Source organism: Tsukamurella paurometabola DSM 20162 (assembly GCF_000092225.1).
GTDB lineage: Bacteria > Actinomycetota > Actinomycetes > Mycobacteriales > Mycobacteriaceae > Tsukamurella > Tsukamurella paurometabola.
The window spans coordinates 2345813-2370667 of sequence record NC_014158.1; the positions used below are offsets into that span (position 1 = coordinate 2345813).

General features: G+C 68.3%; 20 protein-coding genes and 1 pseudogene. 13 read left to right on the forward strand and 8 right to left on the reverse strand.

Annotated features, from left to right (window positions below; genetic code table 11):
- The first annotated feature begins 4 nt into the window (after positions 1-4).
- Both TPAU_RS11295 and TPAU_RS11300 read left to right on the forward strand, forming a co-directional pair.
- Entirely contained in the window at positions 5-1198 is a 1194-nt protein-coding gene (locus tag TPAU_RS11295) for a lipase family protein (RefSeq protein ID WP_013126887.1), read from the forward strand.
- Between the two features lie 23 nt (positions 1199-1221).
- Positions 1222-2049, forward strand: coding sequence for an SDR family NAD(P)-dependent oxidoreductase (locus TPAU_RS11300; protein WP_013126888.1), 828 nt, complete (start codon positions 1222-1224; stop codon positions 2047-2049).
- 7 nt (positions 2050-2056) lie between these two features.
- On the opposite strand, the gene TPAU_RS21910 is transcribed toward TPAU_RS11300, so the two are convergent.
- A complete protein-coding gene (locus tag TPAU_RS21910; protein ID WP_013126889.1) occupies positions 2057-2713 on the reverse strand; it encodes a TetR/AcrR family transcriptional regulator in 657 nt (218 codons plus the stop codon).
- A 4-nt stretch (positions 2714-2717) separates the two neighbouring features.
- Positions 2718-4097 carry a flavin monoamine oxidase family protein gene (locus TPAU_RS11310; protein ID WP_013126890.1) on the reverse strand — a complete coding sequence of 460 codons (1380 nt, stop codon included), beginning with the start codon at positions 4095-4097 and terminating at the stop codon, positions 2718-2720.
- A 129-nt stretch (positions 4098-4226) separates the two neighbouring features.
- On the opposite strand from TPAU_RS11310, the gene TPAU_RS11315 reads away from it, so the two are divergent.
- Positions 4227-4832, forward strand: a complete 606-nt coding sequence (locus TPAU_RS11315) for a TetR/AcrR family transcriptional regulator (protein ID WP_013126891.1) — start codon at positions 4227-4229, stop codon at positions 4830-4832.
- Positions 4833-4910: 78 nt separating this feature from the next.
- Here TPAU_RS11315 and TPAU_RS11320 read toward each other — a convergent pair whose 3' ends face one another.
- On the reverse strand, positions 4911-7148 hold the full coding sequence (locus tag TPAU_RS11320; RefSeq protein ID WP_013126892.1) for an NADP-dependent isocitrate dehydrogenase: 2238 nt from the start codon (positions 7146-7148) through the stop codon (positions 4911-4913).
- Between the two features lie 313 nt (positions 7149-7461).
- On the opposite strand from TPAU_RS11320, the gene TPAU_RS11325 reads away from it, so the two are divergent.
- Positions 7462-8547, forward strand: a complete 1086-nt coding sequence (locus TPAU_RS11325) for a DUF808 domain-containing protein (protein ID WP_013126893.1) — start codon at positions 7462-7464, stop codon at positions 8545-8547.
- Here TPAU_RS11325 and TPAU_RS11330 read toward each other — a convergent pair.
- Together TPAU_RS11330 and TPAU_RS11335 are read right to left on the reverse strand one after the other, a co-directional pair.
- Positions 8529-9374, reverse strand: coding sequence for a MerR family transcriptional regulator (locus tag TPAU_RS11330; RefSeq protein WP_013126894.1), 846 nt, complete (start codon positions 9372-9374; stop codon positions 8529-8531). The genes TPAU_RS11325 and TPAU_RS11330 overlap by 19 nt on opposite strands.
- A gap of 34 nt (positions 9375-9408) precedes the next feature.
- Complete coding sequence (locus TPAU_RS11335; protein ID WP_013126895.1) at positions 9409-10107, reverse strand: lysoplasmalogenase; 699 nt, start codon at positions 10105-10107, stop codon at positions 9409-9411.
- Between the two features lie 60 nt (positions 10108-10167).
- Between TPAU_RS11335 and TPAU_RS11340 the strand changes: the two genes are divergently transcribed.
- The 5 genes and pseudogenes from TPAU_RS11340 (at position 10168) to TPAU_RS11360 (ending at position 17372) form a co-directional block, all read left to right on the forward strand.
- A complete protein-coding gene (locus TPAU_RS11340; protein WP_013126896.1) occupies positions 10168-11421 on the forward strand; it encodes a serine hydrolase in 1254 nt (417 codons plus the stop codon).
- 54 nt (positions 11422-11475) lie between these two features.
- Positions 11476-13393 (forward strand): annotated as a pseudogene (locus tag TPAU_RS11345) (potassium transporter Kup).
- A 250-nt stretch (positions 13394-13643) separates the two neighbouring features.
- Positions 13644-15854, forward strand: coding sequence for a catalase/peroxidase HPI (gene katG, locus TPAU_RS11350; protein WP_013126897.1), 2211 nt, complete (start codon positions 13644-13646; stop codon positions 15852-15854).
- Between the two features lie 126 nt (positions 15855-15980).
- Entirely contained in the window at positions 15981-16751 is a 771-nt protein-coding gene (locus TPAU_RS11355; RefSeq protein ID WP_013126898.1) for a thioesterase family protein, read from the forward strand.
- Between the two features lie 60 nt (positions 16752-16811).
- Complete coding sequence (locus TPAU_RS11360; RefSeq protein WP_013126899.1) at positions 16812-17372, forward strand: LGFP repeat-containing protein; 561 nt, start codon at positions 16812-16814, stop codon at positions 17370-17372.
- A 54-nt stretch (positions 17373-17426) separates the two neighbouring features.
- Here the strand turns inward: TPAU_RS11360 and TPAU_RS11365 are convergent, their stop codons facing one another.
- On the reverse strand, positions 17427-18296 hold the full coding sequence (locus TPAU_RS11365; protein ID WP_115329616.1) for a class I SAM-dependent methyltransferase: 870 nt from the start codon (positions 18294-18296) through the stop codon (positions 17427-17429).
- Positions 18297-18489: 193 nt separating this feature from the next.
- Between TPAU_RS11365 and TPAU_RS11370 the strand changes: the two genes are divergently transcribed.
- The 3 genes from TPAU_RS11370 (at position 18490) to TPAU_RS11385 (ending at position 21878) form a co-directional block, all read left to right on the forward strand.
- Positions 18490-19851 (forward strand): sugar transferase, encoded by a 1362-nt coding sequence (locus TPAU_RS11370; protein ID WP_013126901.1) that lies wholly within the window; start codon positions 18490-18492, stop codon positions 19849-19851.
- A 368-nt stretch (positions 19852-20219) separates the two neighbouring features.
- Positions 20220-21200, forward strand: coding sequence for an amino acid--[acyl-carrier-protein] ligase (locus TPAU_RS11380; protein WP_013126902.1), 981 nt, complete (start codon positions 20220-20222; stop codon positions 21198-21200).
- A gap of 123 nt (positions 21201-21323) precedes the next feature.
- Positions 21324-21878, forward strand: a complete 555-nt coding sequence (locus TPAU_RS11385) for a YdcF family protein (RefSeq protein ID WP_245537786.1) — start codon at positions 21324-21326, stop codon at positions 21876-21878.
- A gap of 9 nt (positions 21879-21887) precedes the next feature.
- Here the strand turns inward: TPAU_RS11385 and TPAU_RS11390 are convergent, their stop codons facing one another.
- Positions 21888-23111 (reverse strand): APC family permease, encoded by a 1224-nt coding sequence (locus TPAU_RS11390; RefSeq protein ID WP_013126904.1) that lies wholly within the window; start codon positions 23109-23111, stop codon positions 21888-21890.
- Positions 23108-23563: an SRPBCC family protein gene (locus TPAU_RS23510; protein WP_013126905.1), complete on the reverse strand. Its 456-nt coding sequence runs from the start codon at positions 23561-23563 to the stop codon at positions 23108-23110. The genes TPAU_RS11390 and TPAU_RS23510 overlap by 4 nt, the downstream gene beginning before the upstream one ends.
- A 117-nt stretch (positions 23564-23680) precedes the next feature.
- Here TPAU_RS23510 and TPAU_RS11400 point away from each other — a divergent pair, with 117 nt between their 5' ends.
- Positions 23681-24847, forward strand: a complete 1167-nt coding sequence (locus TPAU_RS11400; RefSeq protein ID WP_013126906.1) for a zinc-binding dehydrogenase — start codon at positions 23681-23683, stop codon at positions 24845-24847.
- The last annotated feature ends 8 nt before the right edge of the window (positions 24848-24855 follow it).

The window sequence follows — 24855 nt, forward strand, 5'->3', positions numbered from 1 at the left end:
TGGCGTGGTGCCGATCACACCGTCCACCCTCTCCCGAACGGTACGTGAGCGCGTCGATGCCCTGATGCGAAGCCTCATCACACCAGACCCGGTCACTCCGATCGCGGAGCCCGACTGGTCGGGTATGGATGCCCGCCACTACGCGGGGCCGGTGCCCTCGGCCGGTACTCCGATCGACCGGGTCCCTCTCGCCGCCGGCCTGTGGGTGGACGCTGCGGCCGACGCACATCGGTTCCTCTACGCCACGACCAACCAGCACGGACCGGCCGTGAGCACCGCCGCGCTCTTCCTTCCGGACGGCGACCCTCCCACCGGCGGGTGGCCCGTGATCGCGTGGGCGCACGGCACCGTCGGACTGGGCGACGACGCGACTCCATCCGCGCAATCGCAGTCCGATCGCCAGCAGTTCTACCTGGGGCACTGGCTCGACCGGGGCTACGCGGTGGTCGCCAGCGACTACGCGGGGCTGGGCACTCCCGGCCTGATGAGCTACTTGAACGGGAAGGTCGAGGCGCACAACCTGATCGACTCGGTGCACGCCGCGCGCGGTTTCGACGTTCCGCTGTCAACCCGGTGGGCCCTGGTCGGGCAGTCGCAGGGTGCGGGCGCCGCGATGAACGGCGCCCGATACGCGAGGGAGTTCGGTGCCGGCTACGACCTCGACCTGCGCGGCGTCGTAGCCACTGGAACCCCGGCGAACATCGAGCGGATCACCCAGTTTCTCGGGCCTTCCTTCCCACCAGTACGGCTTCCACTCAACACCACCACCTACACCGCCTACATCCTCGCCGGGTTCCGGGACGCCCGGCCCGACCTCGAGGTGGACGGTCTACTCAGCGAGGAGGGCCGCCGGATCGTGGGGCTCGCCGAGACACTGAGCCTGTACGACCTGCGCGAAAAGGTCCGCGGCGCGGACCTGCGGACCTGGGTGACCCGGCCGCTGCGAAGCATTCCCGGAGTGTACGGCGCTCTCGCCGACCACATGTCGACGCCGGTGTCGGGGTACGACCGGCCCATCTTCCTCGGCCACGGCCTCACCGATATCGATGTGCCCGTAGCTTCCGGTCTGTCGCTGGCGGCGGCGTTGCGCCTGCACCGCCAGCCGGTGTCGGTGCACCTGTACCCCACCGATCACTTCGGAACCGTGTACGCCGCAGCCGACGATGCTGCGGACTTCGTGGCCCGCGTCATGCCCTGATCACACACCGAAAGGAGAACAACGTGAGGGACTTCCACGACAAGGTCGCGGTGATCACCGGCGCGGCGTCGGGTATGGGGCGCGAGCTCGCGCTCGAACTCGCGCGCCGGGGAGCGCGGCTGTCACTGTGCGACTACGATCCGGCGGGACTTGAGGAGACCGCGGAATCGGCTCGCGCGATCGGCGCCGAGGTACACGTCAAGGTGGTGAACGTCGGTGAGCGGGAACAGATCCTCGCCTATGCCGATGAGGTCGTCGAGCACTACGGCGTGGTCAACCTGTTGTTCAACAACGCCGGCGTCGCGCATCATGCGCCGGTAGAGCAGACGTCCTTCAAGGAATACGACCGGGTGATGGACATCGACTTCTGGGGCGTCGTGAACGGCACGAAGGCCTTTCTGCCACATCTGATCGCATCGGGCGATGCGCACATCGTGAACACCTCGTCGATCTTCGGCCTGTTCGCGGTGGGCGGTCAGAGCGCTTACAACGCAGCCAAGTTCGCCGTCCGTGGATTCACCGAGGCGCTCCGGATCGAGATGCTCTCGAGCGATCACGCCGTGGGTGTCAGCTGCGTGCACCCGGGTGGGATCAAAACCGCGATCTGTCGCAATGCCACCGTCGCGGAGGGGCAGAACCAGGCCGCGTTCGCGGCGTTCTTCGATCAGCACCTCGCTCGAACCGAGGCGGACGCCGCGGCACGCACCATCCTCGACGGTGTGCGGCACAACCGCGGCAAGATCCTGATCGGTGCCGATGCCCGGGTGAGCGACGCGCTGGTCCGGCTCACGGGCTCGGTGTACCAGCGGTTCAACGCGCTCGTCGATGGTCAGCTCGGTAGATTCCTCTAACGCCCGATCAGACCACGACGCCCTGCGCCGCCGCCTTCGAGCGGAGCGCGGCGAGGAGATCATCGCGCATCGAATCCCACGTCTGACCCGCCTCCCCCTGTAACCCGAGCGGCTGCAGCATGAGGAGGCCGCGCATCGCGGCCAGCACCGTCAGAACCCATTCGCCGAATCCGTCCACCCGAGCCAACCCGGGGAGCGCAGTCGCGGTCGATGACCGGGCGATGAGGTGCGCGATGGTCGAGTTCTCCGCCATCCGTTCCCGGATCTCCGGATCCGTCCGCGAGAGCGCCAGCATTTCGGAGATGACCCCCACGACGGGCTGGCGCCGGTGCATCTCCCAGAGCGAATCGAGGAGCTCCACGCAGCGGTCCCACTCCGACACCGAGGTGGACTCGGGGCGGCCCATCTGCACCGCCGGCCCGGACTCGGCGAGAGTCTGTGCGAACCGCTTCAACGCCGCATCGACGAGGGCCAGCTTGGTCCCGTAGTGGTGCTGCTGGGCTCCGTGGGTCAGGCCGGCGCGCGCGGCGACCGCCCGGGTGGTCGTCCCGGTGTACCCCACCTCGGCGAGGCTCTCGATGGTCGCATCGAGCAGCGCGGTGCGAGTCGTCTCGCGCCGCTGCTCCTGCGTCCGCCGCGGTGGGCGGGCCGATCCATCACTCACACCACTACAGTAAAGGCTCGCCCCCAGCGGATAGAATATTCGCTGCGGCGCGGCGCCCCGATCGAATCGCGCCGTCCATGTACCCGTTCCACCGATCCGCGGTCTCTGCGCCCGCCCAGTGAATACGGCCGACCGGTGCGGCGAGCGCCGCACCGAACTGCGTCCATACCCCGCTGCCGAGCCGTCCGCCATAGCAACCGCGGGTGAATTCCTCGTCCGCCCAATCGAGTTCGAGCACATCGAAGGGGTCGGCGGCCTCCTCGCCGAAGTACTTCACAAGCGATGCGATCACCTGCGCACGCCGCTGTTCGGCCGTGAGCGCCGCCGCCTCGCGCGCGTGCCTGCCCTCGAGGAAACCGGCCAATACGCCGCATCGACCGTCGGCGGGCGAATTGTCCAGAACCACATTGAAAGCGTCGTCGAGACTGATCACGAAGCCGCTGAGTCCGTGATCGCGCCAGAACGGTCTCGCGTACCCGACCTGGAATTTGATCACCGACCCGGCGGGGATCTGCTGGGTGAGACCGTCTCTGGCGCTGGGCAGCGGCGGCAGGTACCGGATCCGGCCGGCGAGCGTCGGGGGGATCGCCACGATCACGGAGTCCGCGCTGACCGTCGCACCGGGGCCGCCGTCCACCGCCTCGTAACTGACCGTGACGCCGGCATCGTCGTGGTTGATGGTGCGGACCACGGCCCCCAGCTGCACCGCGGCGCCGAGCTGCTCGGCCATCTTCTCGGAGATCAGGTGCGGGCCGCCAGCCACCCGCGCGTCCTGCGCTCCACCCCGGGTGGCGATGAGCGTGGCGAGATTCGTGCCCGATCGGATATAGGCGAGGAAGTGAAGGAGGGAAAGCTCGGCTGTCTCCGCGGAGAATACGGCGGGCACGATGATCCGGAAGAAGGAGCGGGCGAGCTCATCGTGGGTGTTCGCGGACAGCCAGGTGTCGACGTTGTGCCGGTCGAGATCCTCGGCACCGGCGGCCTCCCACGGCGCGGCGGGCGAGACGCCGGCCGCAAGGCCCTCCAGGTCTGTCCACAGGCGAGCGACTTCCGCGAGGGTCGTCGAGGGGAAGCCGAAGCTCTCGTCGCTGTAGCGCACGACGCGGCCGTCGATGACGGTGATGGCATCGCCCTCGTCGTACGTCGGATACAGCGCGAGTCCGAGCTCCGCGATGAGCTCACGCGCTGCGCTCTGGTCGGGACCGATCCACTGGCCGCCGAGTTCGACGGCGACGCCATTGCTCAGCTCGCCGCCGAGATTGCGGCCACCTACGCGCTCGCGCGCCTCCAGGACGCGCACGGTCTTTCCCGCGGCAACCAGCGCCCGCGCCGCGGATAGCCCCGCCAGTCCCGCACCCACCACGATCACATCAACATCAGGCATCGCCATCTCCTTAAACTCAGTCAGTCGTATGACTGTATCCAGGGTAGCCCGGATCACACTGCGGTGCCAAGGCCTCCGGCCTTGGCCGATGTGATTTGCTGGACCGCGAAGCGAACACCCGGAGGTGCTATGCCCTACGTCGACTCCGCCGTCCGCGCGCCACAGATCGTCGCAGCCGCACGGCGCGTGCTAATCCGCGACGGCGTGGCCCGCGCTAGCCTGCGCTCCGTGGCCGCCGAGGCCGGAATTCCACTCGGCACCCTGCAACACGTCTTTCCCAGCAAGCAGCTCCTGCTCCAGGCGGTGATCGAGCAGGTGGTGGACGATATCGCCGACGTGCTGCGGCGCTCGGCGGAGACCGACGGCGGCCTCGAACACGCGATCCGGCGCGGCCTGGCCAACTTCTGGTCCGAACTGGTCGAGGGCCGGCGAGAGCTCCAGGCCCTGCAATACGAGCTGACTACGCATGCGGTGCGAACCCCCGGCCTCGAGCACCTCGCGCGCGAGCAGTACGAGCGCTACGTCGACGCCGTACGGCACTGGTGCGTCGAGGCCGCTACCCGCTCCGGGGAGGTCAGTAGCGTCCCCTACGACCGCCTGGCCCGGCTGACCGTCGCCGCGATCGACGGTCTGATCCTTCAGCAGATCGCCGACCCCGACCCTGCCCGCTCGGCGAACGATCTCGCGTCGATCGCCGACATGATCGTCGGACTGGCAGCCCCGTCAGCCGCCTGATCGACGCTCGTCCCCAACGAGAAGCGGGCATCGCCGACCGAAGTCGACAATGCCCGCGCCCGTCGGAAGCTCAGGCGATCAGGACTGCACGGAGTCCAGATCGGCGTTGAAGGTCGCGCTCGGTCGCATCACCGTCGCCATCTTCTCGGGATCCGGGTAGTAGTAGCCGCCGATGTCGGCCGGCTCCCCCTGCACCGCGGCGAGCTCGGCCACGATGGTCTCCTCGTGCTCGGCGAGCGCAGCAGCCAACGGCGCGAACTTCTCCGCCAATTCCGGATCGTCGGTCTGCGCGGCCAACTCCTGCGCCCAGTACAGAGCGAGGTAGAACTGGCTGCCTCGGTTGTCGAGTTCGCCGGTGCTGCGCGACGGGGCCTTGTTGTTCTCCAGCAGCTTGCCGGTGGCGGCGTCGAGCGTCTTGGCCAAGGTGACCGCGTGCTTGTTGTCGTTCTTCAGGCCCGTCTCCTCGAGGCTCACCGCGAGCGCGAGGAACTCGCCGAGCGAATCCCAACGCAGGTGGTTCTCCTCGACGAGCTGCTTGACGTGCTTGGGCGCGGAACCGCCGGCGCCGGTTTCGTACATACCGCCGCCCGCCATCAGCGGAACGATCGAGAGCATCTTGGCCGACGTGCCGAGCTCGAGAATCGGGAACAGGTCGGTGAGGTAGTCACGCAGGATGTTTCCGGTGGCGGCGATCGTGTCGAGGCCGCGCATCGCGCGTTCGAGGGTGTACCGCATAGCGCGCACCTGGGACATGATCTGGATGTCCAGGCCTTCGGTGTCGTAGTTCTCCAGCTCCGCCTTGACCTTGGCGATCAGCTCGTTCTCGTGCGGACGGTACGGGTCGAGCCAGAACAACACGGGCGTACCGGAATTGCGGGCGCGGTTGACGGCGAGCTTGATCCAGTCGCGGATCGGGGCGTCCTTGACGGTGCACATGCGCCAGATGTCGCCCTCTTCGACCTCCTGGGAGAGCAGCACCTCGCCGGTGGCGTTGTCCACGATGTTCGCGGTGCCGGCCGCGGGCACCTCGAAGGTCTTGTCGTGGCTGCCGTACTCCTCGGCCTTCTGCGCCATCAGGCCCACGTTGGGAACAGTGCCCATGGTGCGCGGATCGAAGGCCCCGTTGGTCTTACAGAAGTTGATGATCTCCTGGTAGATGCGCGCGAAGGTGGATTCCGGCATCACGGCCTTGGTGTCCTTGGTGCGGCCGTCGGCGCCGTACATCTTGCCGCCGGCACGGATCATGGCGGGCATCGAGGCGTCGACGATCACATCGGACGGCGAGTGGAAATTCGAGATGCCCCGGGCGGAGTCGACCATCGCCAGCTCCGGACGATGCTCATGACAGGCGTGCAGATCCTTGACGATTTCCTCATGCTTCGATGCCGGCAGGGTCGCGATCTTGTCGTACAGGTCACCCAAGCCGTTGTTGACGTTGACCCCGAGCTCCTCGAACAGGTCGTGGTGCTTGGCGAAGGCCTCCTTGTAGAAGACGCGCACCGCGTGACCGAACACGATCGGGTGCGAGACCTTCATCATCGTCGCCTTCACGTGCAGCGAGAACATCACGCCCGTCTCGTAGGCGTCCTGCATCTGCTCCTCGTAGAAGTCGAGAAGGGCCTTCTTGCTCATGAACATCGAGTCCATGACATCGCCGGGGCCGAGCGTGACACTGGGCTTGAGCACGTTGGTGTTGCCGTCGGCGGTCACCAGCTCCATGCGGACGTCGCGGTCCTTGTCGATCGTCATCGACTTCTCGCCGTGGTAGAAGTCGCCGTGCTTCATGTGCGCCACGTGGCTGCGCGAGGCCATCGACCATTCGCCCATGCTGTGCGGATGCTTGCGGGCGTACTCCTTGACGGCCTTGGGTGCGCGCCGATCGGAGTTACCCTGGCGCAGTACCGGATTCACGGCACTGCCGAGGATCGTCGAATAGCGCGTGGCGATATCGCGCTCCTCGTCGGTCTTCGGCTCCGAGGGCAGATCGGGGATGTCGTACCCCTTCTCCTGTAGCTCGGTGATGGCCGCCAGCAGCTGGGGCACCGACGCGGAGATGTTCGGAAGCTTGATGATGTTGGCGGACGGGTCCTGGGTCAGCTCGCCGAGGGCGGCGAGGTTGTCGGTGACCCGCTGCTCCTCGGTCAACCGCTCCGGGAAGGCCGCCAGAATGCGCGCCGCGACCGAGATGTCGCTGGTCTGCACGTCGATGCCGGCGGGGCCGGCGAACGTGCGGATGATCGGCAGGAACGCTGCCGTGGCCAGTAGGGGCGCCTCGTCGGTCAGCGTGTAGATGATGGTCTGCTGCTGCGCACTCATATGCTTTTGCTTCTCTCCCGAATGTCTTGGTCGGTCGACTCTTGCGAACGCTTCTTCGTCTCCATGTAACGGTTCCCCCACTATCCTCCCCTACGCCGAGCGGCCTGTGGCCGCACTCCGTCAAACGTGCGAAAGCCCACTTCCCCACCGTGCCGGTTCCGCGACGAGACGCCGACCCGGCGGCGCGCCCGCGGCCGGGAGCGGTACCACCGTCCCGAACGCCACCGCGCCCGAGGCCGCATCCACCGTCGCGATCCGAGCGCGGTCGCCGGTCGCGTCCACACGGGCACGGGTGCGCCGCTACGCTGACGCCATGAGTGGAGGACTCGCGGCGCTGCTGGACGACATCGCCGCGCTCGCACGGCTGGCAGCCGCATCGGTGGACGACGTGGCCGGCGCGGCCGGACGAGCCAGCGCGAAGGCCGTGGGAGTGGTGGTCGACGACACGGCCGTCACCCCGCGCTATGTGCAGGGGATCAAGCCCGAACGCGAGCTGAGCATCATCAAGCGCATCGCGATCGGCTCGCTGCGCAACAAGCTCCTGATCATCCTGCCCGCAGCACTGATCCTCAGCCAGTTCGCGCCGTGGGCGCTCACGCCGATCCTGATGCTCGGCGGCACCTACCTCTGCTACGAGGGCGCGGAGAAGATCTGGGAGAAGGTCAGTGGCCACGGCGACGGCGGGGTCGAGGCACCGTCGTCCTCGACCGGCCCGGTCGACGAGGACAAGGTGGTCAGCGGCGCGGTCCGCACCGACTTCATCCTCTCCGCCGAGATCATGGTCATCGCGCTCAATGAAGTCGCCGGCGAGATCCTGTGGCAGCGCGCGGTCATCCTGATCGTCGTGGCGATCGCGATCACCGCGCTGGTCTACGGAGTGGTCGCACTCATCGTGAAGATGGACGACGTGGGCCTGGCTCTGTCGAAGAAGTCCTCGCCCACCGTCAGCCGCATTGGATACGGCCTGGTCAAGGCCATGCCCGGCGTGCTCAGCACGCTCGCCACCGTGGGCGTGGTCGCGATGTGCTGGGTGGGCGGGCACATCCTGCTGGTCGGTCTGGATGAGTTGGGCTGGCACACCCCCTACTCGGTGGTCCACTCCTTCGAGGTGTGGGTGCACGACCTGGTGCCCGCGATCGGCGCCGTGACGGGCTGGCTGGCCAACACCCTCGCCTCGGCCGTATTCGGTGTGATCGTCGGCGGCCTGGTGGTGCTGATCATGCACGCCATCCCCACGCGCACGAAGGGCACCCACGAGGCCGGCCCCGATTCCCTGGTCGCGGCCGAGACCGCGGCCGTCGAGGACGACCTCGCGGACGCACAGGCCGACGGCGCCGCCGAGGGCCCGGACGAGCCTCAGACGGGGCCTCAGACAGGGCCTCAGACGACGGGGACGTAGACCTTCGTCCGCAGCCGCTCCGGCGGCACCGCGCACGGGTCGTCGAGGTAGACGTTGAAGTGGTGCGTCGCCGGATCCCCGGTGGTACGGGTCAAGGTCAGCCCCTGCTCCGCCACCGCGGCACCGATGAGCTCATGCGCGCGTGGGATCGCCTCGTGGTACGGACCGACCACCGCGGCGACCACGGCGCGCCGCTCCGGAAGGTTGAGGATGCGGACCGGGGCGTGCGCGGTCGTCCCCGCGGGTACGTCGACGAAGACGGACTCGTCCACATCGTGCTCGCGGAACTCGTCGTCGTGCTCGATGCACCCGCCGAGCGCGCCGGGCACGATGCCCTGCTCCTGGAGGGCGGGAAACAATCGTTCCCACAGTGTTCCCTCTGCCGCGTAGTCGGCAACGGTGCCTCGCAGCGAAGCGACGGTGCGGGCGGGAACGGTCTCGACGGCGACGGTTTCGGTGGTCGTGCTGTCCATGGCGGTGTCCTTCTCGGTAAGCAACTGATCGAGGAGCCGGAGCCTGCCGATCGCCTCGTCGGCGGCCAGCGCGAGCACGACGCGGTGCGCCGCCAGCGCTGCGTCGTACCCGGGCGTGCCGCGCAGTGCGAGCATCGCTCCGATGGCGGACACCCCGAAGCCCACGTCCCGCAGCCGGCGGATCGCCGCGGCGTCCGCGAGTTGGGCCGGCGTGTAGCGCCGGTAGCCGGTGATCGGGTCCACATCGGCGGGCACCAGGACACCGTGGGCGTCGTAGTGGCGCAACATGCGGACACTGATCCGGCTCATCGAGGAGAACCTGCCGATGGGCATGAGATCCAGGGTGTCGGTCACGGAATCCAGCCTCCGTCCTGACACGGTGTAAGAGTCAAGCGGCCCCGGTTCGGGCCGCTCCCGCGCGCGCCGCACCCTCGGCGATGAGGAACTGCGCCCCGGTATAGGTCGCCATCACCGCGCCCTCGAGCCAGGCGGGCGGGTCGGTGAGAACGAATTTGCGCAACCCCAGAATCGAATCACTGAGCAGGAACAGTGCGGCGCCCGCCAGGGTCGCGCGCCGCGCTCCGCCAGGGAGGTCCGGATTGAGCACTGTGGCCGCCGCGGCGGTGCCGGCGAGCATCGCCGAGTACCCGGCCAGGACCGGGGCGAGCGCGGGTGCGGCGCGATACGCGCCGGCCACCGTGCGCGGCGCCCCCACGGCCCACAGGGCCCCGACCGCAGCCGGCCGCACGAGCGGGACCTCGGCGCCGCGCTGCCGCAGCAGCCCACGGGTGTACGCGGCGTGACCGGTGGCGAAGCTGCCCGCTCCGAGCGCGAAGTGCTTGGGCTCGTCGCCGAGCAGTGCCACATCGCCGGCCCAGCCCGCGGCCTGGCCGACGAGGGTGGACGAACGCAGTGGGGAGGTCCGAGCCCGCGGATCGGCCACGAGCGACGCAGCGAGAACGGGCATCAGAAGCGGCTTGGTGAACCGGCGGGCATGGTGTCGTTCAGGTTTCGCCGAAGCCGAGAGCGCCGTGTCGACCACGGCGATGGCGGCGTAGGCCAATTTGAGGGCGGCGCTGATGCTCACGACCGCCAATCTATCGGGTGGTTCCGGGCACCCAGGCCGCGGCGACCGTAGGGTGAATTCGTGAGCATCGAGACCGTGGCGGCCGCCGAGGGCCGCATCCGCGTTCCGCGTGATCTGGACGCGGTCACCGATATCGGCACCGAGGACCACTCCGGCGTCGACCCCCGGGCCGTCGAACGAGTGTGGCTGGCGGCGCGATCGTGGTACGCGGCCGGAATGCAGCCGGCGATCCAGGTATGCGTGCGGCAGCGCGGCGCTGTGGTGCTGAATCGGGCCATCGGCCACGCACGGGGCAACGGACCGGTGCTCGAATCGAACACCGACGACTCCGAACCGATCCCCGTCACCGTCGGGACGCCCTTCTGCACCTATTCCACAGCCAAGGGCGTGGCCGTGACCGTGCTGCACCGGCTCATCGAACGCGGCGATCTGGCGCTGGACGCGCACGTCTGCGATTACATGCCGGAGTTCACCAGCGACGGCAAGGACCGGATCACGGTGCGGCACGTGCTCACCCACAGCGCAGGCATCCCGATCAACACGGGGCCCCGGCCCGACCTGCGACGGTCGGAGGACAGCGACTACACGCGGGCCATGCTGGCCGCGATCAAGCCGGTGTACTCCCCCGGTCGCCTGCACTTCTACCACGCGCTGACCTGGGGCCCCCTCGTGCGCGAACTGGTGCTCGCGGCGACCGGCCGCACCATCCGGGAGATCGCCCGCACCGACATCCTCGAACCTCTGGGCTTCCGGTGGACCAACTTCGGTGTCGCGCCGGACGATGTGGCCGCGGTCGGCCTGAGTTACGCCACCGGCAAGCCCGCTCCGCCCGCTATCGAGGCCGCCTTCCGCAAGGTGGTCGGCGGCACCATGCAGCAGATCGTCCCGATGTCGAATTCGCCGCAGTTCCTCACCGGCATCGTGCCCTCGTCGAATCTGGTGTCCACGGCCGACGAGCTGTCCCGGTTCGCGGAGATTCTGCGGCGCGGTGGCGAACTCGACGGGGTGCGCGTGCTACGCCCCGAGACCCTGGCCGCGGCGACTCGGCAGGCCCGTCGGCTCCGCCCGGATTTCGCCACCGGTGGTGCACCGCTGCGCTGGGGCACCGGTTACATGCTCGGCTCCGAGCGGTTCGGTCCGTTCGGCAGGCACGCACCGAACGCGTTCGGCCACACCGGACTCACCGAGATCGCGATGTGGGCCGATCCGGATCGCGAACTCGCGGTCGGGGTGGTGAGCAGCGGCAAACCGGGATCGCACCCGGAATCCGGACGGCATACGGTGCTGCTCGACGCGATCACCCGGGAGCTCTGACCGCGCGGGCACGATCGGGGTGCGCGATCGCAAACGCTGCCTTACGCTGACGCAGTGACCGCAGCAACGGTGCGCCCTGCGAACCTGTTCCGCCTCGCCAGTGTCGTCGGTGCGCTCGGGATCGTCTTCGGCGATATCGGTACCAGCCCCCTGTACACGCTGCAGACCGTTTTCAGCCCGAGCGATCCGCACCCGGTGCCGGTGGAACCCCGCCAACGTCTACGGCGTGGTCTCGCTCATCTTCTGGTCGGCCACCTTCATCGTGACCATCACCTACGTACTGCTCGCGATGCGCGTGGACAACCAGGGCGAAGGCGGCATCATGGCACTGATCGCACTGCTGCGCCGTTGGGCTGTGACGGACCGCAGCCGCACCCTCGGCTTCCTGATCGGCCTGGGCGTGTTCGGCGCCGCGCTGTTCATCGGCGACAGCATGATCACCCCGGCGATATCCGTGCTGTCGGCCGTCGAGGGCCTGAAAGTGGTGGAGCCGTCGTTCGACGCGGCGATCGTGCCGATCGCCGTCGTGATCATCACCGGCTTGTTCCTGGCGCAGCGGTTCGGAACGGCGTCCGTGGGCCGCGTCTTCGGCCCGGTGATGATCATCTGGTTCACCGTGATCGGCGGGCTCGGCGTGTGGGGCATCAGCCGGGAACCCGGTGTTCTGCGGGCGATCTCGCCCACCTATGCACTTGAGTTCATGGCCGGCAACCTCGATGTCGCGTTCTTCGCGCTGGCCGCGATCGTGCTGTCGGTGACCGGCGCCGAGGCGCTCTACGCCGATATGGGGCACTTCGGGCGGCGTCCGATCTCGATCGGCTGGATCTTCGTGGTGTTCCCGGCCTGCGCCCTGAGCTACATGGGCCAGGGGGCGCTGATCCTGCAGGACCGGGCGAACATCTCGGCGCCCTTCTTCCTCCTCGCCCCCGAGTGGGGCCGGGTGCCCCTCGTGCTGCTCGCCACCGCGGCGACGGTGATCGCCTCGCAGGCGGTGATCACCGGCGCCTACTCGGTCGCCTCACAGGCGGCGCAGTTGGGCTATCTGCCGCGACTGCGGATCGTGCACACCTCGGCGAAGACGTACGGGCAGATCTACGTGCCGTGGATCAACTGGCTGCTGATGGTGTCGGTACTGGTCCTGATCCTGGCCTTCCGCAGTTCCACGGCGCTCGCCTACGCCTTCGGCATGGCGGTCACCGGCACGATCACGATCACCACCATCCTGTTCTTCTACGTAGCGCGGCGCCGCTGGTCGATCCCGGCCTGGGTGCTCGGGATCGCGGCCGCCGTCCTGCTCACCATCGACCTGCTGTTCCTCGCTGCGAACATCACGAAGATCCCCCACGGCGCGTGGCTGCCGCTGGTGATCGCGACCCTCGCCTTCACCGTGATGATGACCTGGCAGCGCGGACGGGAGCTGGTGTCGGCACGCCGCTCAGCACTGGAAGGACCGCTCCTCGGTTTCGTCCAGGATCTGCGCCGGCGGACTCCGCCGGTCGACCGGGTGCCGGGCACCGCGGTGTTCCTCAACCGCGGTGCCGACACCGCACCACTGGCGATGCGGGCGAACGTCGAGCGCAATCACATCCGGCACCGGTACACCGTGATCGCGTCGATCGAGACCGATACCCGGCCGCGACTGGAGGACGCGGAGCGTATCTCCGTCGACCACCTCGGCGACATGTACGACGGAATCGCGCACATCACGATCCGCTACGGCTACACGGAATCTCCCGATCTGCCGGCCGCTCTGGCCCTGCTGACCGATGAGGACACGGAGGGCCGGCTCGACCTGGCCGATGCGACCTACTTCCTGTCGAAGATGGACCTGCGCCTGAGCGATGAACCGGGGATGCCGATGTGGCGCAAGCGACTCTTCATCGCCACCTCGCACCTGACTGCCGACGCGGCCGATCACTTCAGTCTGCCCGGCGATCGCACCGTCCTGATGGGCGCTCGGATCAGCGTCTGACCATCCGCCCGTTTCGGGACATTCGCCCCGTCGATAGGCGGAGCCTTCCCGACCGATAGGCCCTTCTACCTCGGTTTTTCACTGAATCTTGAATAATTCCAGAAAATCTGGATTCTGTCGGCCGTCGGACGTATGGTGGATCTCAAGCGACCTCCTCAGCCCCGCGCTCAGCCGCCATCGGACGAGTGCGCAGGAGCGTTCGCTCGCACCGCTGTACAGCCGAAAACACTCACGTACCGAAAGGAACGCCGTGTCCGAGGAACAGACCCCCTTCCCCCAGTCCGAGTCCGGCGGTTGCCCCGTCGCGCACGGGTCGCTGCGGCCGCCGGTAGCCGGTGGCGACAACCGCGACTGGTGGCCTGACGAGATCAATCTCCGCGTCCTGGCGCACAACCCCGTCGAGGGCAATCCGATGGGCGCAGACTTCGATTATCCGGCCGAGGTCGCAACCCTGGACGTGGACGCCCTGCGCACCGATCTGGTGCAGCTCATGCGTACCTCGCAGGACTGGTGGCCCGCCGATTTCGGACACTATGGTCCGCTCTTCATCCGCATGTCCTGGCACTCCGCGGGCACCTACCGCACGGAGGACGGGCGCGGCGGCGGCGGAGCCGGCATGCAGCGGTTCGCACCACTGAACAGCTGGCCCGATAACGTGAGCCTGGACAAGGCGCGCCGGCTGCTGTGGCCGATCAAGCAGAAGTACGGCCGCAAGCTCTCCTGGGCGGACCTGCTGGTGTTCGCCGGCAACGTGGCACTGGAGGACATGGGGTTCACCACCGCCGGTTTCGCCTTCGGCCGCACCGACGAGTGGGAGCCGCAGGACGTGTACTGGGGCCCCGAGCACGAGTGGCTCGGCACCGACGGCCGCTACACCGGCAAGCGCGATCTGGAGCAACCCCTGGGCGCCAGCACGATGGGGCTGATCTACGTCAATCCTGAAGGCCCTGAGGGTGTTCCGGACTACCTCGCAGCCGCGGCCGACATCCGCGAAACCTTCGGCCGGATGGCGATGAACGATGTCGAGACCGCCGCGCTCATCGTGGGCGGACACACCTTCGGCAAGACGCACGGCGCCGGCCCCGTCGAGAACGGCCCCGAGCCCGAGGCCTCGCCGATCGAACAGCAGGGCCTCGGATGGAAGGGCGGCAACGGTACCGGCGTCGGACCGGACGCCGTGACCAGTGGCCTGGAGGTCATCTGGACGCACACGCCGACCAAGTGGGACAACAGCTTCCTGGAGATCCTGTACGGCAACGAGTGGGAGCTCACGAAGAGCCCCGCGGGCGCGAATCAATGGAAGCCCAAGGACAACGGCTGGGCCAACTCGGTTCCCGATGCCTTCGGCGACGGCAAGACCCACCCGTCGATGCTCACCACCGACCTCACGATGCGGTTCGACCCGATCTACGGCGCGATCACCAAGCGGTGGCTCGAGCATCCCGAGGAATTGGCCGAGGAGTTCGCCAAGGCCTGGTTCAAGCTGCTGCACCGCGACATGGGGCCCACCTCGCGCTACGTCGGGCCGCTGGTCCCGGCGAAGGAGGAGCTGTGGCAGGACCCGATCCCCGCGGTCGACCACCCGCTGATCGACGACGCGGACGCCGAAGCCATCAAGGGCCGCATTCTGGAGACGGGACTGTCTTCGTCGCGCCTGATCAAGACGGCGTGGGCGGCGTTCTCCTCGTACCGCGACTCGGACAAGCGCGGCGGAGCCAACGGTGGGCGCCTGCGCCTGCAGCCGCAAGCCGGCTGGGAAGTCAACGAACCCGACGAGCTCGCGCAGGCGATCCGCGCGATCGAAGGCGTGGCGCAGGCATTCACGGCCGACACCGGCAAACTCGTCTCCTTCGCCGACACTCTGGTGCTGGCCGGTAACGCGGGTATCGAGAAGGCCGCCAAGGACGGCGGAATCTCGGTCACGGTGCCGTTCACTCCGGGCCGCGGCGACGCCACCCAGGAACAGACCGACATCGAGTCCTTCGCCGTACTCGAGCCCAAGTGGGATGCCTTCCGCAATTTCGTCGCCAAGGGCGCGCCACTACCCGCGGAATACCTGCTGGTCGATAAGGCGCAGCAGCTGGGCCTCACCGCACCGGAGATGACGGTGCTGATCGGCGGCCTGCGTGTGGTGGGCAACAACGTCGGCGACAACACCGAAGGCGTCCTCACCGACCGCCCGGGAGCACTCACGAACGACTTCTTCGTGAACCTGCTCGACATGTCGACGAAGTGGGGTCCCGCATCGGACGACGACACCTCGTACGAGGGGGTCGACCGCGCGACGGGCGCCAAGAAGTGGACCGCGAGCCGGGTGGACCTGGTGTTCGGATCGAACTCGATCCTGCGCGCCCTGGCCGAGGTGTACGCCACCGACGACGCGAAGGAGAAGTTCGTCACCGACTTCGTCGCAGCATGGACCAAGGTCTCGAACGCAGACCGGTTCGACGTCAAGCGCTGACGCCGGCACGCGAAGCCCCGCCCGCCCCTGCGGCAGGCGGGGCTTCCGCATCTCCCGGCCTGAATCGAGTTATATGCGATTAACCCAGTGGAAGAAAGGTCGAGGTCGCAGGCGTATGCTCCCGACATGCCGTACTTCGAACGGGTCTCCGCGACGTCCTTTCGTCCTACCGAGCACGTCTCCGGCGGCTGGAACACCGCCGAACAACACATCGCCCCGCCGATGGGCCTGCTTGCCCACGCGATCGAGTCCGACCGGGACGCCCGCCGTGGCGATGACCTCCGGCTCGCACGGCTGTCCTACGACATCTTCGGCACGCTGCCGATGGACGTTGTGGACGTCTCGGTCGAGGTGATCCGTCCCGGCCGCACCATCGAGCTCGTCGAGGCCCGCCTGAGCCATGGCGGCCGTGTGGGACTGACACTGCGCGCCTGGCTGCTGGACCGCCGCGACACCGCCGCGCTCGCCGGATCCGCGCTGCCGCCGATCCCACCGTCCGCCGAGATGGCGCCGTGGGACCCGACCACGGTGTGGCCCGGCGGTTTCATCGCCTCGGCCGGCACGCGCCGGGTCCGCCTGGCTCCCGGCGACGGTGCGTACTGGGTGCAGAGCCCCGTCCACCTCCTCGACGGCGAGCCGGTGGGTCCGGTGGCCCGCGCCGCCCGCCTGCTCGATATCGCCAACGGCATGACCGGCCGCCTGCTCCCCCACGAGGTGGCGTTTCCCAACCTGGACCTCACGGCGCACCTGTTCCGCGATCCGGTTGGCGATCGCATAGGTTTCGATACCAAGGTCTCGACCGGTACCGACGGTAGCGGCCTCACGACATCGACGGTGCACGACGAATCGGGGCCGTTCGGCACGGTCAATCAGATACAAACCGTGCGACCGCGCTGACACAATTGCGACTCTGTGGTTACATTTTCTCGTTCAATCCACGCTATTGAAGGAGCAGAGATGAACTCGAAGACCACCCGGACGCTCGGTGCAGTCGTCGCCGCCGCCGCACTCACGGTCAGCCTCACCGCCTGCAACTCGTCGAAAGACGATTCCTCGGGCGACGCCGCGAGCAGCACCGCTGCCGCACCGAGCAGCGCCGCCGGGTCGGGCGGCACCGGGACCGGCGCCTCCGAGTCGGCTCCCGTGGTTCCGTCGACCTCCATCGCCGCCGCGGACGACGGCCAGCAGGTGACCATCACGGACGCGCCGATCATCGCGGAGTACGCGCAGTACGGCTACGAGAAGGGCCATCTCGGTGCCCCGCTCGGCCCCGTGGCGGAGCTGCCGGACGGTAAGGGCAAGTTCCTCACCCTCAAGGGCGGCACCATCTACTGGAGCGAAGCCAGTGGCGCACACGTGGTGCACGGTGTGATCGGCGATAAGTGGGGCGCGCAGGGCCACGAGAGCGGCAAGCTCGGCTACCCGACGAGCGACGAGAAGTCCGAGGACGGGGCCATCAAGCAGACGTTCCAGAACGGCACCATCACGTTCAAGGACGGCGTCGCGACGGTCTCCTGACGGCGAGGCCGGCCGAGGGCGCGCCCTCGGCCGGCGACCGAAGACCCGGTTCTCCTACTCTGCGATCCCCGTGTACACGGTTCGTGCAGCGAGCACGAAGACATCGTCGCGATGCAGGACGGAGGCCGGGTCTTCGGCATGGGTGAGCCGTTCGAGGGTCGCCGCGTCCTGCGGGCTGAGCCGCTCTCGCAACCGCAGGTAGCGGCTGAGCAACCGGGCGACGGTGCGCCGCGGACCGTCCTCGAGCGGCGCCGGGCGATCGACCAGGAAGGTGCGCGCCCGCACTCCGGATAGTCCCGCGGCGCGGAGCAAGGCCGGCCAATCCTCCGGCACGTCGACGGTGCCGTCCAGCTCGGCTCGCATCGCGGCGAAGCCCTCGGCCATCTGCGCCTCGAGCCGGTCCTGCAGGGCGGGGATCCCGATCCCGATATCGCGCGGCAGGAAACGGGTCGGCAATCCACCCTCGGCCACCGCGAGAACGCCCCCGTGCGCGAGCCGTCCCGCGAGCGCCGCGACGGCTGCGGCCTGGTCGCCGATGTGGTGCAAGGTCTGCGCCGACCAGATGAGGTCGGCGGTCGGCAGCGAGGCGAATCCCCCGGGCAGGTCGGTGCGCAGCGTTTCGATCGTCAGGCCCGCGCGTGCGGCACGGTCGCGAGCCAGTTCGAGAAGCTCGGGTGAGCCGTCGACGGCGATCACCTCGGCGTCCGGGTAGCGCCGCGCGAGCTCGGCGGTGAAGACGCCGGGTCCGGCGCCGACGTCGAGGATGCGCGACGGCGCCGGACCGCAACGCCGCGCGTCGAAATCATCGAGTGCGCCGATGACGTACGGAAGGTACGTATCGGCCTCGGATTCCAGCTCCGCGGCCATCGCCGCCCAATCGTGGATGCCGAGTTCGGTGTGCGCGTGGCTGTGATCGTGGGTCATATCATCCACTCTGACCAGCCCGCGAGTTTCTGGCAATCTTTGATGCTGTTTCAGCAAACGGATCAGCTCAGCGTCCCGCTCGCGTCGCGCGATCGGCGACATTACCGGCTCCACGGCGACAACCGGAGCTCGTGACCACGGGTATATTCATCCTGTTGACGTCGCGAAGGACGTCACGCCGGGAAGGGGGTGCATGAGCGGGAACGGACGGTCGGGCAATCGCGCTCGTCATCGCCGGCGTCACACCTGGCTGCTCGCCGTGCTGGACGCCGTCGTCGTGGCCGGATTCCTCGGCGCGACCTACGACCCCGGTAGCGATCCGGCGGCACACGTGACCAAGGTGCTCGCCGGGACCGCACTGACGATCGGGACCTTCTACCTGTTCGGGCTCTATCGCGCCCGAATCACGCTCAGCGCGCTGGACACCCTGCCGCAGTTGGTGATCGCGGCGTGGCTTCTCGCCCCGCTGGCGATGGCGATGCACTGGGACGACGACCACACATTCATCCCCCAGGTGCTGATGTGCTGGGTGGCACTACTGATGCTACGGGTGGTGTACTACGCGGTGGTGCGCCATCGCCGGGCCGCACATCCGGAGAACGGCGCCCGGACCCTGGTGATCGGTGGCGGCAAGGTCGCCGACGAGCTGGTGCGCGCGATGTCCCATTACCCGGTGTACGGCCTGCGTCCAGTGCTGGTGATGGATGACGATCCGCTCGACCCGACCCTCTTCCCCACGGAGGTGATCCCCCGCCGCCACGACCTGGCAGGTCTCATCGAGGAGCGCGATATCGAGACGGTGATCGTGGCCTTCTCCCGCGACCGGGATTCCACCCTGGTGGACCCGCTGCGCGAGTGCGACACCCTGGATTGCGAGATCTACGTCGTGCCGCGGCTGTACGAATTCGTGCATCAGGACCGCGATATGGACCGGATCCACACCATCCCGCTCGTCCTGGTGCGCCGCCTCGCCCTGCGCACCAGCCATTGGCGGGTCAAGCGGATCACCTCGCTGATCACCTCGAGTGTGGGATTGCTGCTGTTCTCTCCCCTGCTGGCCCTCGTCGCGGCCGCGATCAAACTGCAGGATCCGAGGGCGCCGGTATTGTTCCGTCAGACCCGGGTGGGCCAGGACGGTCACCTGTTCACGCTGTACAAGTTCCGCACCATGCGCCCGGTTCCCGATGAAGTGGCCGACGCCGACTGGTCGACCGACCGGACCACACGTCTTGGCTCCTTCCTGCGCCGGTACTCGATCGACGAGTTGCCGCAACTGTGGAACGTGGTGTGCGGCGACATGTCGATGGTGGGCCCGCGGCCCGAGCGCCCGCACTTCGTGGACCGGTTCCGCGCCGACATTCCCGCGTACAAGTCCCGGCACCGTGTGCACGCCGGCCTCACCGGCTGGGCGGCGATCCACGGCCTGCGCGGCGACACCGACATCCGCGACCGCGCGTCGTACGACAACTACTACATCGAGAACTGGAGCCTGTGGCTCGACACCAAGATTCTCCTGATGACCGCGGCTTCGGTCCTCCTCGGTCGCGGTCGCTGACGCGCCGCAGCGGTCCCCACCCCCGGGTACACCGTCACCAAGGCGGACGTGGCCATCACTTTGTCGGGAACCCGATGCCGAACCGATCTTCGATAGTGAGCATCACAGTGGCGAGAGGTTGTGACCCAGGCCTCACCGGGCACGGGTCGTCACCGAGGTCGGCGAACGAGATCACGGCTTGCCGTTCCCGCTGATGGGAGGCAAAATTGCTCAACGCGTTGTGCAGATTGGCCCCCTTGTCCGCCGCCCGATCGGCCGGCACCGGGGTCCGTGAATCGTTTGCATTCGCGACGTAGACGGCGCCACCGTACCTCTTGGCCTGCTAGCGTGAGTGGCGTTACAGTCACCGGCCTCGGAAGACGATCACCATGACCCTGACCGCGGCTCCCCGCCACACCGCAGACACTGCCGCCGACGACTCGTCCGGCGTCAGCCGGCTGGACGAGCAGCGCGAACAGTTTCGTACCTCGCTGTTCGAGGCAGGACATCTGATCCCCAGCGGCATCGACGGCGTGTACGGTCGCGGCGCCGAGTTCGAGAAGCTGGTCGCCGGCGTCGACGCGCTCGTCGCCGACGCGATCCACGAAGCGCACGGCGGCGCAACCACCGTGCTGGCATTCCCGCCGGTGATGCCCCGCGAGATCCTCGACCGCACGGACTACATCGCCTCCTTCCCGCACCTGTCCGCTGCGGTCGCCACCTACCCCGGTGGGAACGCCGAGCATCGGCTCTTGCTCGCCGGCCGTGCCGCCGGCCACGACTGGGGCGGACACCTTCGCTCCAGCGACCTGGCCCTGGTGCCCTCGGCCTGCCACCCCGTGTACCCCATGCTCACCGGCACCCTCCCCCGTGACGGCGCATGGGTCGACGTCGCCGGATACTGCTTCCGCGCCGAGCCGTCGAACGATCCCGCCCGCATGCAGAGCTTCCGGATGCACGAGATCGTGCGGGTCGGAACCGAGCGAGCCGCCGTCGCCCACCGCGACAGTTGGATCGCCCGTGCAGCCGATCTCCTCGGTGAACTGGGCCTGAAGGTCGAGCGCACCCCCGCTGTCGACCCGTTCTTCGGTGGGAGCGGCGGTGCGCAGGCCGCCGACCAGCGTTCCGGTGAGCTCAAGACCGAACTGATGGTGCGCATCTACGGTGCTCACCAGCCCGGCGTGGCGGTGGCGTCGAGCAACTACCACCGCGATCAGTTCGGCGCGCGGTTCGATATCACCACGGTGGACGGTGCGGTCGCGCACAGCGCCTGCTTCGGCTTCGGTATCGAGCGCGTGGCGCTAGCACTGCTCGCCGCACACGGCATGCAGCGTTCCGCATGGCCGGCAGCGGTGAACGCCAGGCTGTGACGGCCGGCCTCCGGGCCCGCACCACCGCTGTGTCGGCGATCGCCGCCGCACGATCGCGCCGGTCGCCACCCCGGCAGTGCGCGACGCCGCGACCGCGGCGATAATTCTCTCGTGCGAAGACCGGTGAGCACCCGCCCACGGCTGCGCCGCGTGGTCATCACTGTGGTACTGGCGGTGACGGTGCTGGTGGTAGCGATGATCGATCGCGCCTACATTCGTCCCCGCACGATCGACGAGTTGCGGCCGGCGGACGCGATCGTCGTGCTCGGCGGGAATCCGTACGACCGCTTCGAGTACGGGATCACCCTCGCCGAGCGCGGCCTCGCGCCGCAGGTGGTGCTGTCGAACTCGGTGGGCGCACAGGATTCCCGCATGCAGCAACTGTGCGATGAGCGGGTCCCCGATGTGCAGGTGACCTGCTTTCTGCCGGTGCCGTGGACCACCCGCGGCGAGGCGCAGGAACTACGGCGACTTGCGCAGGAGCGGCGCTGGGACGAGATCATCGTGGTCACCACCACGGCGCACGTCGAACGCGCGCGCTTCATCCTGGAGCGGTGCTCGCGGGCACAGCTGCAGATGACTGATTTCCCTGAGGAACGCACCCCCCTCGCCACCGTGTACGGCTGGGCCTACCAAAGCGCAGGCTGGCTCAAAGCCCTCACCCAATCGGGTTGCTGAGCCGATCCGTCACCGGTTCCGGGTGACGGCGAAGGAGAGCGCCCCGGCCGCGATCACCACGAGTCCGATCGACACCGCTGTCGCGGGCAAAGACAGCGCCACCAGCAGGCACCCGACAACACCGAGGGCGGGCACGGCCCGAGAAGACACCCGCGGGTCGAGCGTCCACGCCGCGGCGTTGGCGACGGCGTAGTAGACCAGCACCGCGAACGACGAGAAGCCGATCGCGGCACGCAGATCGGCGGTGGCAGCGGCCATCGCGACGACGACACCCACGGCGAGCTCGGCACGCACGGGCACGGCGCGGCGCTCGTCGACGACGGCCAATGCCCGCGGTAGGTGTCCGTCGCGGGCCATCGCCAGCGTGGTCCGCGAGACCCCGAGGATCAGCGCGAGGAGCGAGCCGATCGCCGCGATACAGGCGCTCACCCGGATCACCGGAGCGAGGGCGCCGAAGCCCGCGGCAGTAGCGGCGTCGGCGACGGGCGCCGCGGAACCGGCCACCCCATCCGGGCCAAGAACCGCGAGCAGTGCGAATCCGACCAGGGCGTAGATGCCGAGAGTGACCGCCAGCGCGAGGAAAACGGCCTTCGGCAGGGTGCGCTCGGGTTCGCGCACTTCTTCTGCGAGGGTCGCGATCCGGGCGTAGCCCGCGAACGCGAAGAACAGCAGACCGGCCGCCTGCAGCAGTCCGAAGGGCCCGCCGGCGGCACCGTCGAAGATCCGTGCCGGATCGGCGGCGTTCGAGGTGAGCGCGGCCACCGAGACGGCCGCGAGCACCCCGACCACCACGGCGACCACGACCCCAGCGACCCGGGCGGAGCGTTCGACACCGAACAGATTCAGCGTGGTGATCGCGGCGACGGTACCGACGGCGACGGCGTGCGCCTGCGCGGGCCAGGCGTAGGCACCCACGGTCAGCGCCATCGCCGCGCAGGACGCGGACTTGCCGACCACGAAGCACCACCCGGCGAGATGCCCCCAGAACGGCCCGAGCCGTTCCCTGCCGTAGACGTAGGTTCCGCCGGACTGCGGGTACACGATCGCGAGCCGTGCGGAGCTGCTCGCATTGCAATAGGCGAGGGCTGCGGCCAGCGCGAGACCGCCGAGTAGAGCTGATCCGGCTGCGGCGGCCGCCGGGGCGAAGGCCGCGAAGACACCGGCGCCGATCATCGCCGACAGGCCGACCGCGACAGCATCGCCGAGGCCGAGGCTGCGGCGGAGCTGATTCACCGCTGTTCGGCGACCGCCGCGAGGCGCTCGAGCGAGGAGGCGAGGCGGTCCGGTGTGGTGGCCCGGGCCCGCGGCAGCCGCTGTTCGTCGTGCAGATCGGTCCAGTCGTAGGTGTGGGTGACGCGAGTGCCGCCGTCGGCAAGAGGGACGAGTTCGTAGCGCCACAGGTGCCCGGGCGGTTGCTCGCCGACGGGCGAGGGCCGCCATGCTATGTCGCGCCCCTCGGAGAACTCGACGATGTGGTTGGCCCGGACCTGGCCATTCGTTAGTAGCGTCTCGAAGATATCGCCTACGGATCGGACCCGTTGGCCCGGAGCGGATTCGGCGAGGTTGTCATTGCCGTCCCAGTCCGGCTGACGGGCCGGGTCGGCGATGAGTTCGAAGATGACGTCCGCGGCGGCCGCGATATCGCGGGAGGCCGTGACGATGCGGTTTTCTTCCGATGCGCTCACCCGTCCATCGAACCAGGCGCGGCCCCGGACCGCCGAGGTTCTCGCTCACTGGGATCGGGATCGGGCGGCGAGGTCGCACCGATAGCGAGGCGGGGTGCTGCGGATACAGTGGGGCACATGAAAGCTGTCGTCTGTACCGATGGTCGGCTGACCGTCGAAGACCTGCCTGCCCCGAGTCCCGCCCGCGGGCAGCTGCTCCTCAATGTGACCCGCACCGGTATCTGCGGCTCCGATCTGCACGCCCGCCACCACGCCGACACCGTCGCGGAGTTGGCCGAGAAGGCCGGATACCCCGACTTCATGCGCATGAACCAGGGCGTCGTCCTGGGTCACGAGTTCGTGGGGACGGTCGCCGAATACGGCCCGGGATGCCGCAAGCGGTGGCCGGTGGGCACGCGGATCGTGGCGCTCCCGACCATCAAGGTGGGGAGCGAGCCGCAACTCGTCGGCCTGTCGGAGCGGGCGCCGGGGTCCTATGCCGAGCAGGTGCTGGTGCAGGAGTCCATGGCGATGGAAGTGCCGTCGACGCTATCCGACGAGGAGGCCGCGCTCACCGAGCCGATGGCCGTCGCGTGGCATGCGGTGCGCCGGGCGGAGGTCGGTCGCGGCCAGACTGCGATCGTGATCGGCTGCGGCCCCATCGGTCTCGCGGTGATCGCAATGCTCCGTGCCTCAGGGGTCAAGCGGATCGTGGCGAGCGACTTCTCCCCCGGCCGTCGCGAACTGGCGAAGAAGATGGGCGCTCATGTGGTGGTCGACCCGCGGGTCGAGCAGCCGTGGGACGCCTACAAGCCGGGCCGGAACGAGCTGCGTTCGGTCTCGGACCTGCTCGATCTGGGTGTCACGACGATGAACAAGTTGCGCCTGGTGCCCGGCCCGGTGCCGTGGTGGCACGTGTTCCGACTCGCGGAGAAGTTCGGGGAGACGCCGGCCGGCCCGGTGGTCTTCGAGTGCGTCGGGATTCCGGGGATGATCGACCAATTGGTCACGGCGGCACCTCTGCGTTCGCGGGTGGTCGTCGTGGGGGTGTGCATGGAGCCCGATACCTTCATGCCGGCGATGGCGGGCAACAAGGAGATCGACCTGCGCTTCGTGTTCGGTTACGACCCGGGCGAGTTCCACGACACCCTGCAGATGATGGCATCCGGGAAAGTGGACGTGAAACCGCTGATCACGGGAACCGTCGGCCTCGACGGAGTGTCCACCGCGTTCGATGCGCTCGGCGACCCGGAGATACACGCGAAGATCCTCATCGACCCGTCGAGCACCGTCACCGAGCCCTGAGCGCTACC

Coding starts and splice junctions, on each gene's coding strand:
- TPAU_RS11310 (WP_013126890.1), bottom strand. CDS start 4,097: ATGCCTGATGTTGATGTGATCGTGGTGGGTGCGGGACTGGCGGGGCTA.
- TPAU_RS11360 (WP_013126899.1), top strand. CDS start 16,812: ATGAACTCGAAGACCACCCGGACGCTCGGTGCAGTCGTCGCCGCCGCC.
- TPAU_RS11370 (WP_013126901.1), top strand. CDS start 18,490: ATGAGCGGGAACGGACGGTCGGGCAATCGCGCTCGTCATCGCCGGCGT.
- TPAU_RS11320 (WP_013126892.1), bottom strand. CDS start 7,148: ATGAGTGCGCAGCAGCAGACCATCATCTACACGCTGACCGACGAGGCG.
- TPAU_RS11315 (WP_013126891.1), top strand. CDS start 4,227: ATGCCCTACGTCGACTCCGCCGTCCGCGCGCCACAGATCGTCGCAGCC.
- TPAU_RS11400 (WP_013126906.1), top strand. CDS start 23,681: ATGAAAGCTGTCGTCTGTACCGATGGTCGGCTGACCGTCGAAGACCTG.
- TPAU_RS11325 (WP_013126893.1), top strand. CDS start 7,462: ATGAGTGGAGGACTCGCGGCGCTGCTGGACGACATCGCCGCGCTCGCA.
- TPAU_RS11355 (WP_013126898.1), top strand. CDS start 15,981: ATGCCGTACTTCGAACGGGTCTCCGCGACGTCCTTTCGTCCTACCGAG.
- TPAU_RS11380 (WP_013126902.1), top strand. CDS start 20,220: ATGACCCTGACCGCGGCTCCCCGCCACACCGCAGACACTGCCGCCGAC.
- TPAU_RS11365 (WP_115329616.1), bottom strand. CDS start 18,296: ATGACCCACGATCACAGCCACGCGCACACCGAACTCGGCATCCACGAT.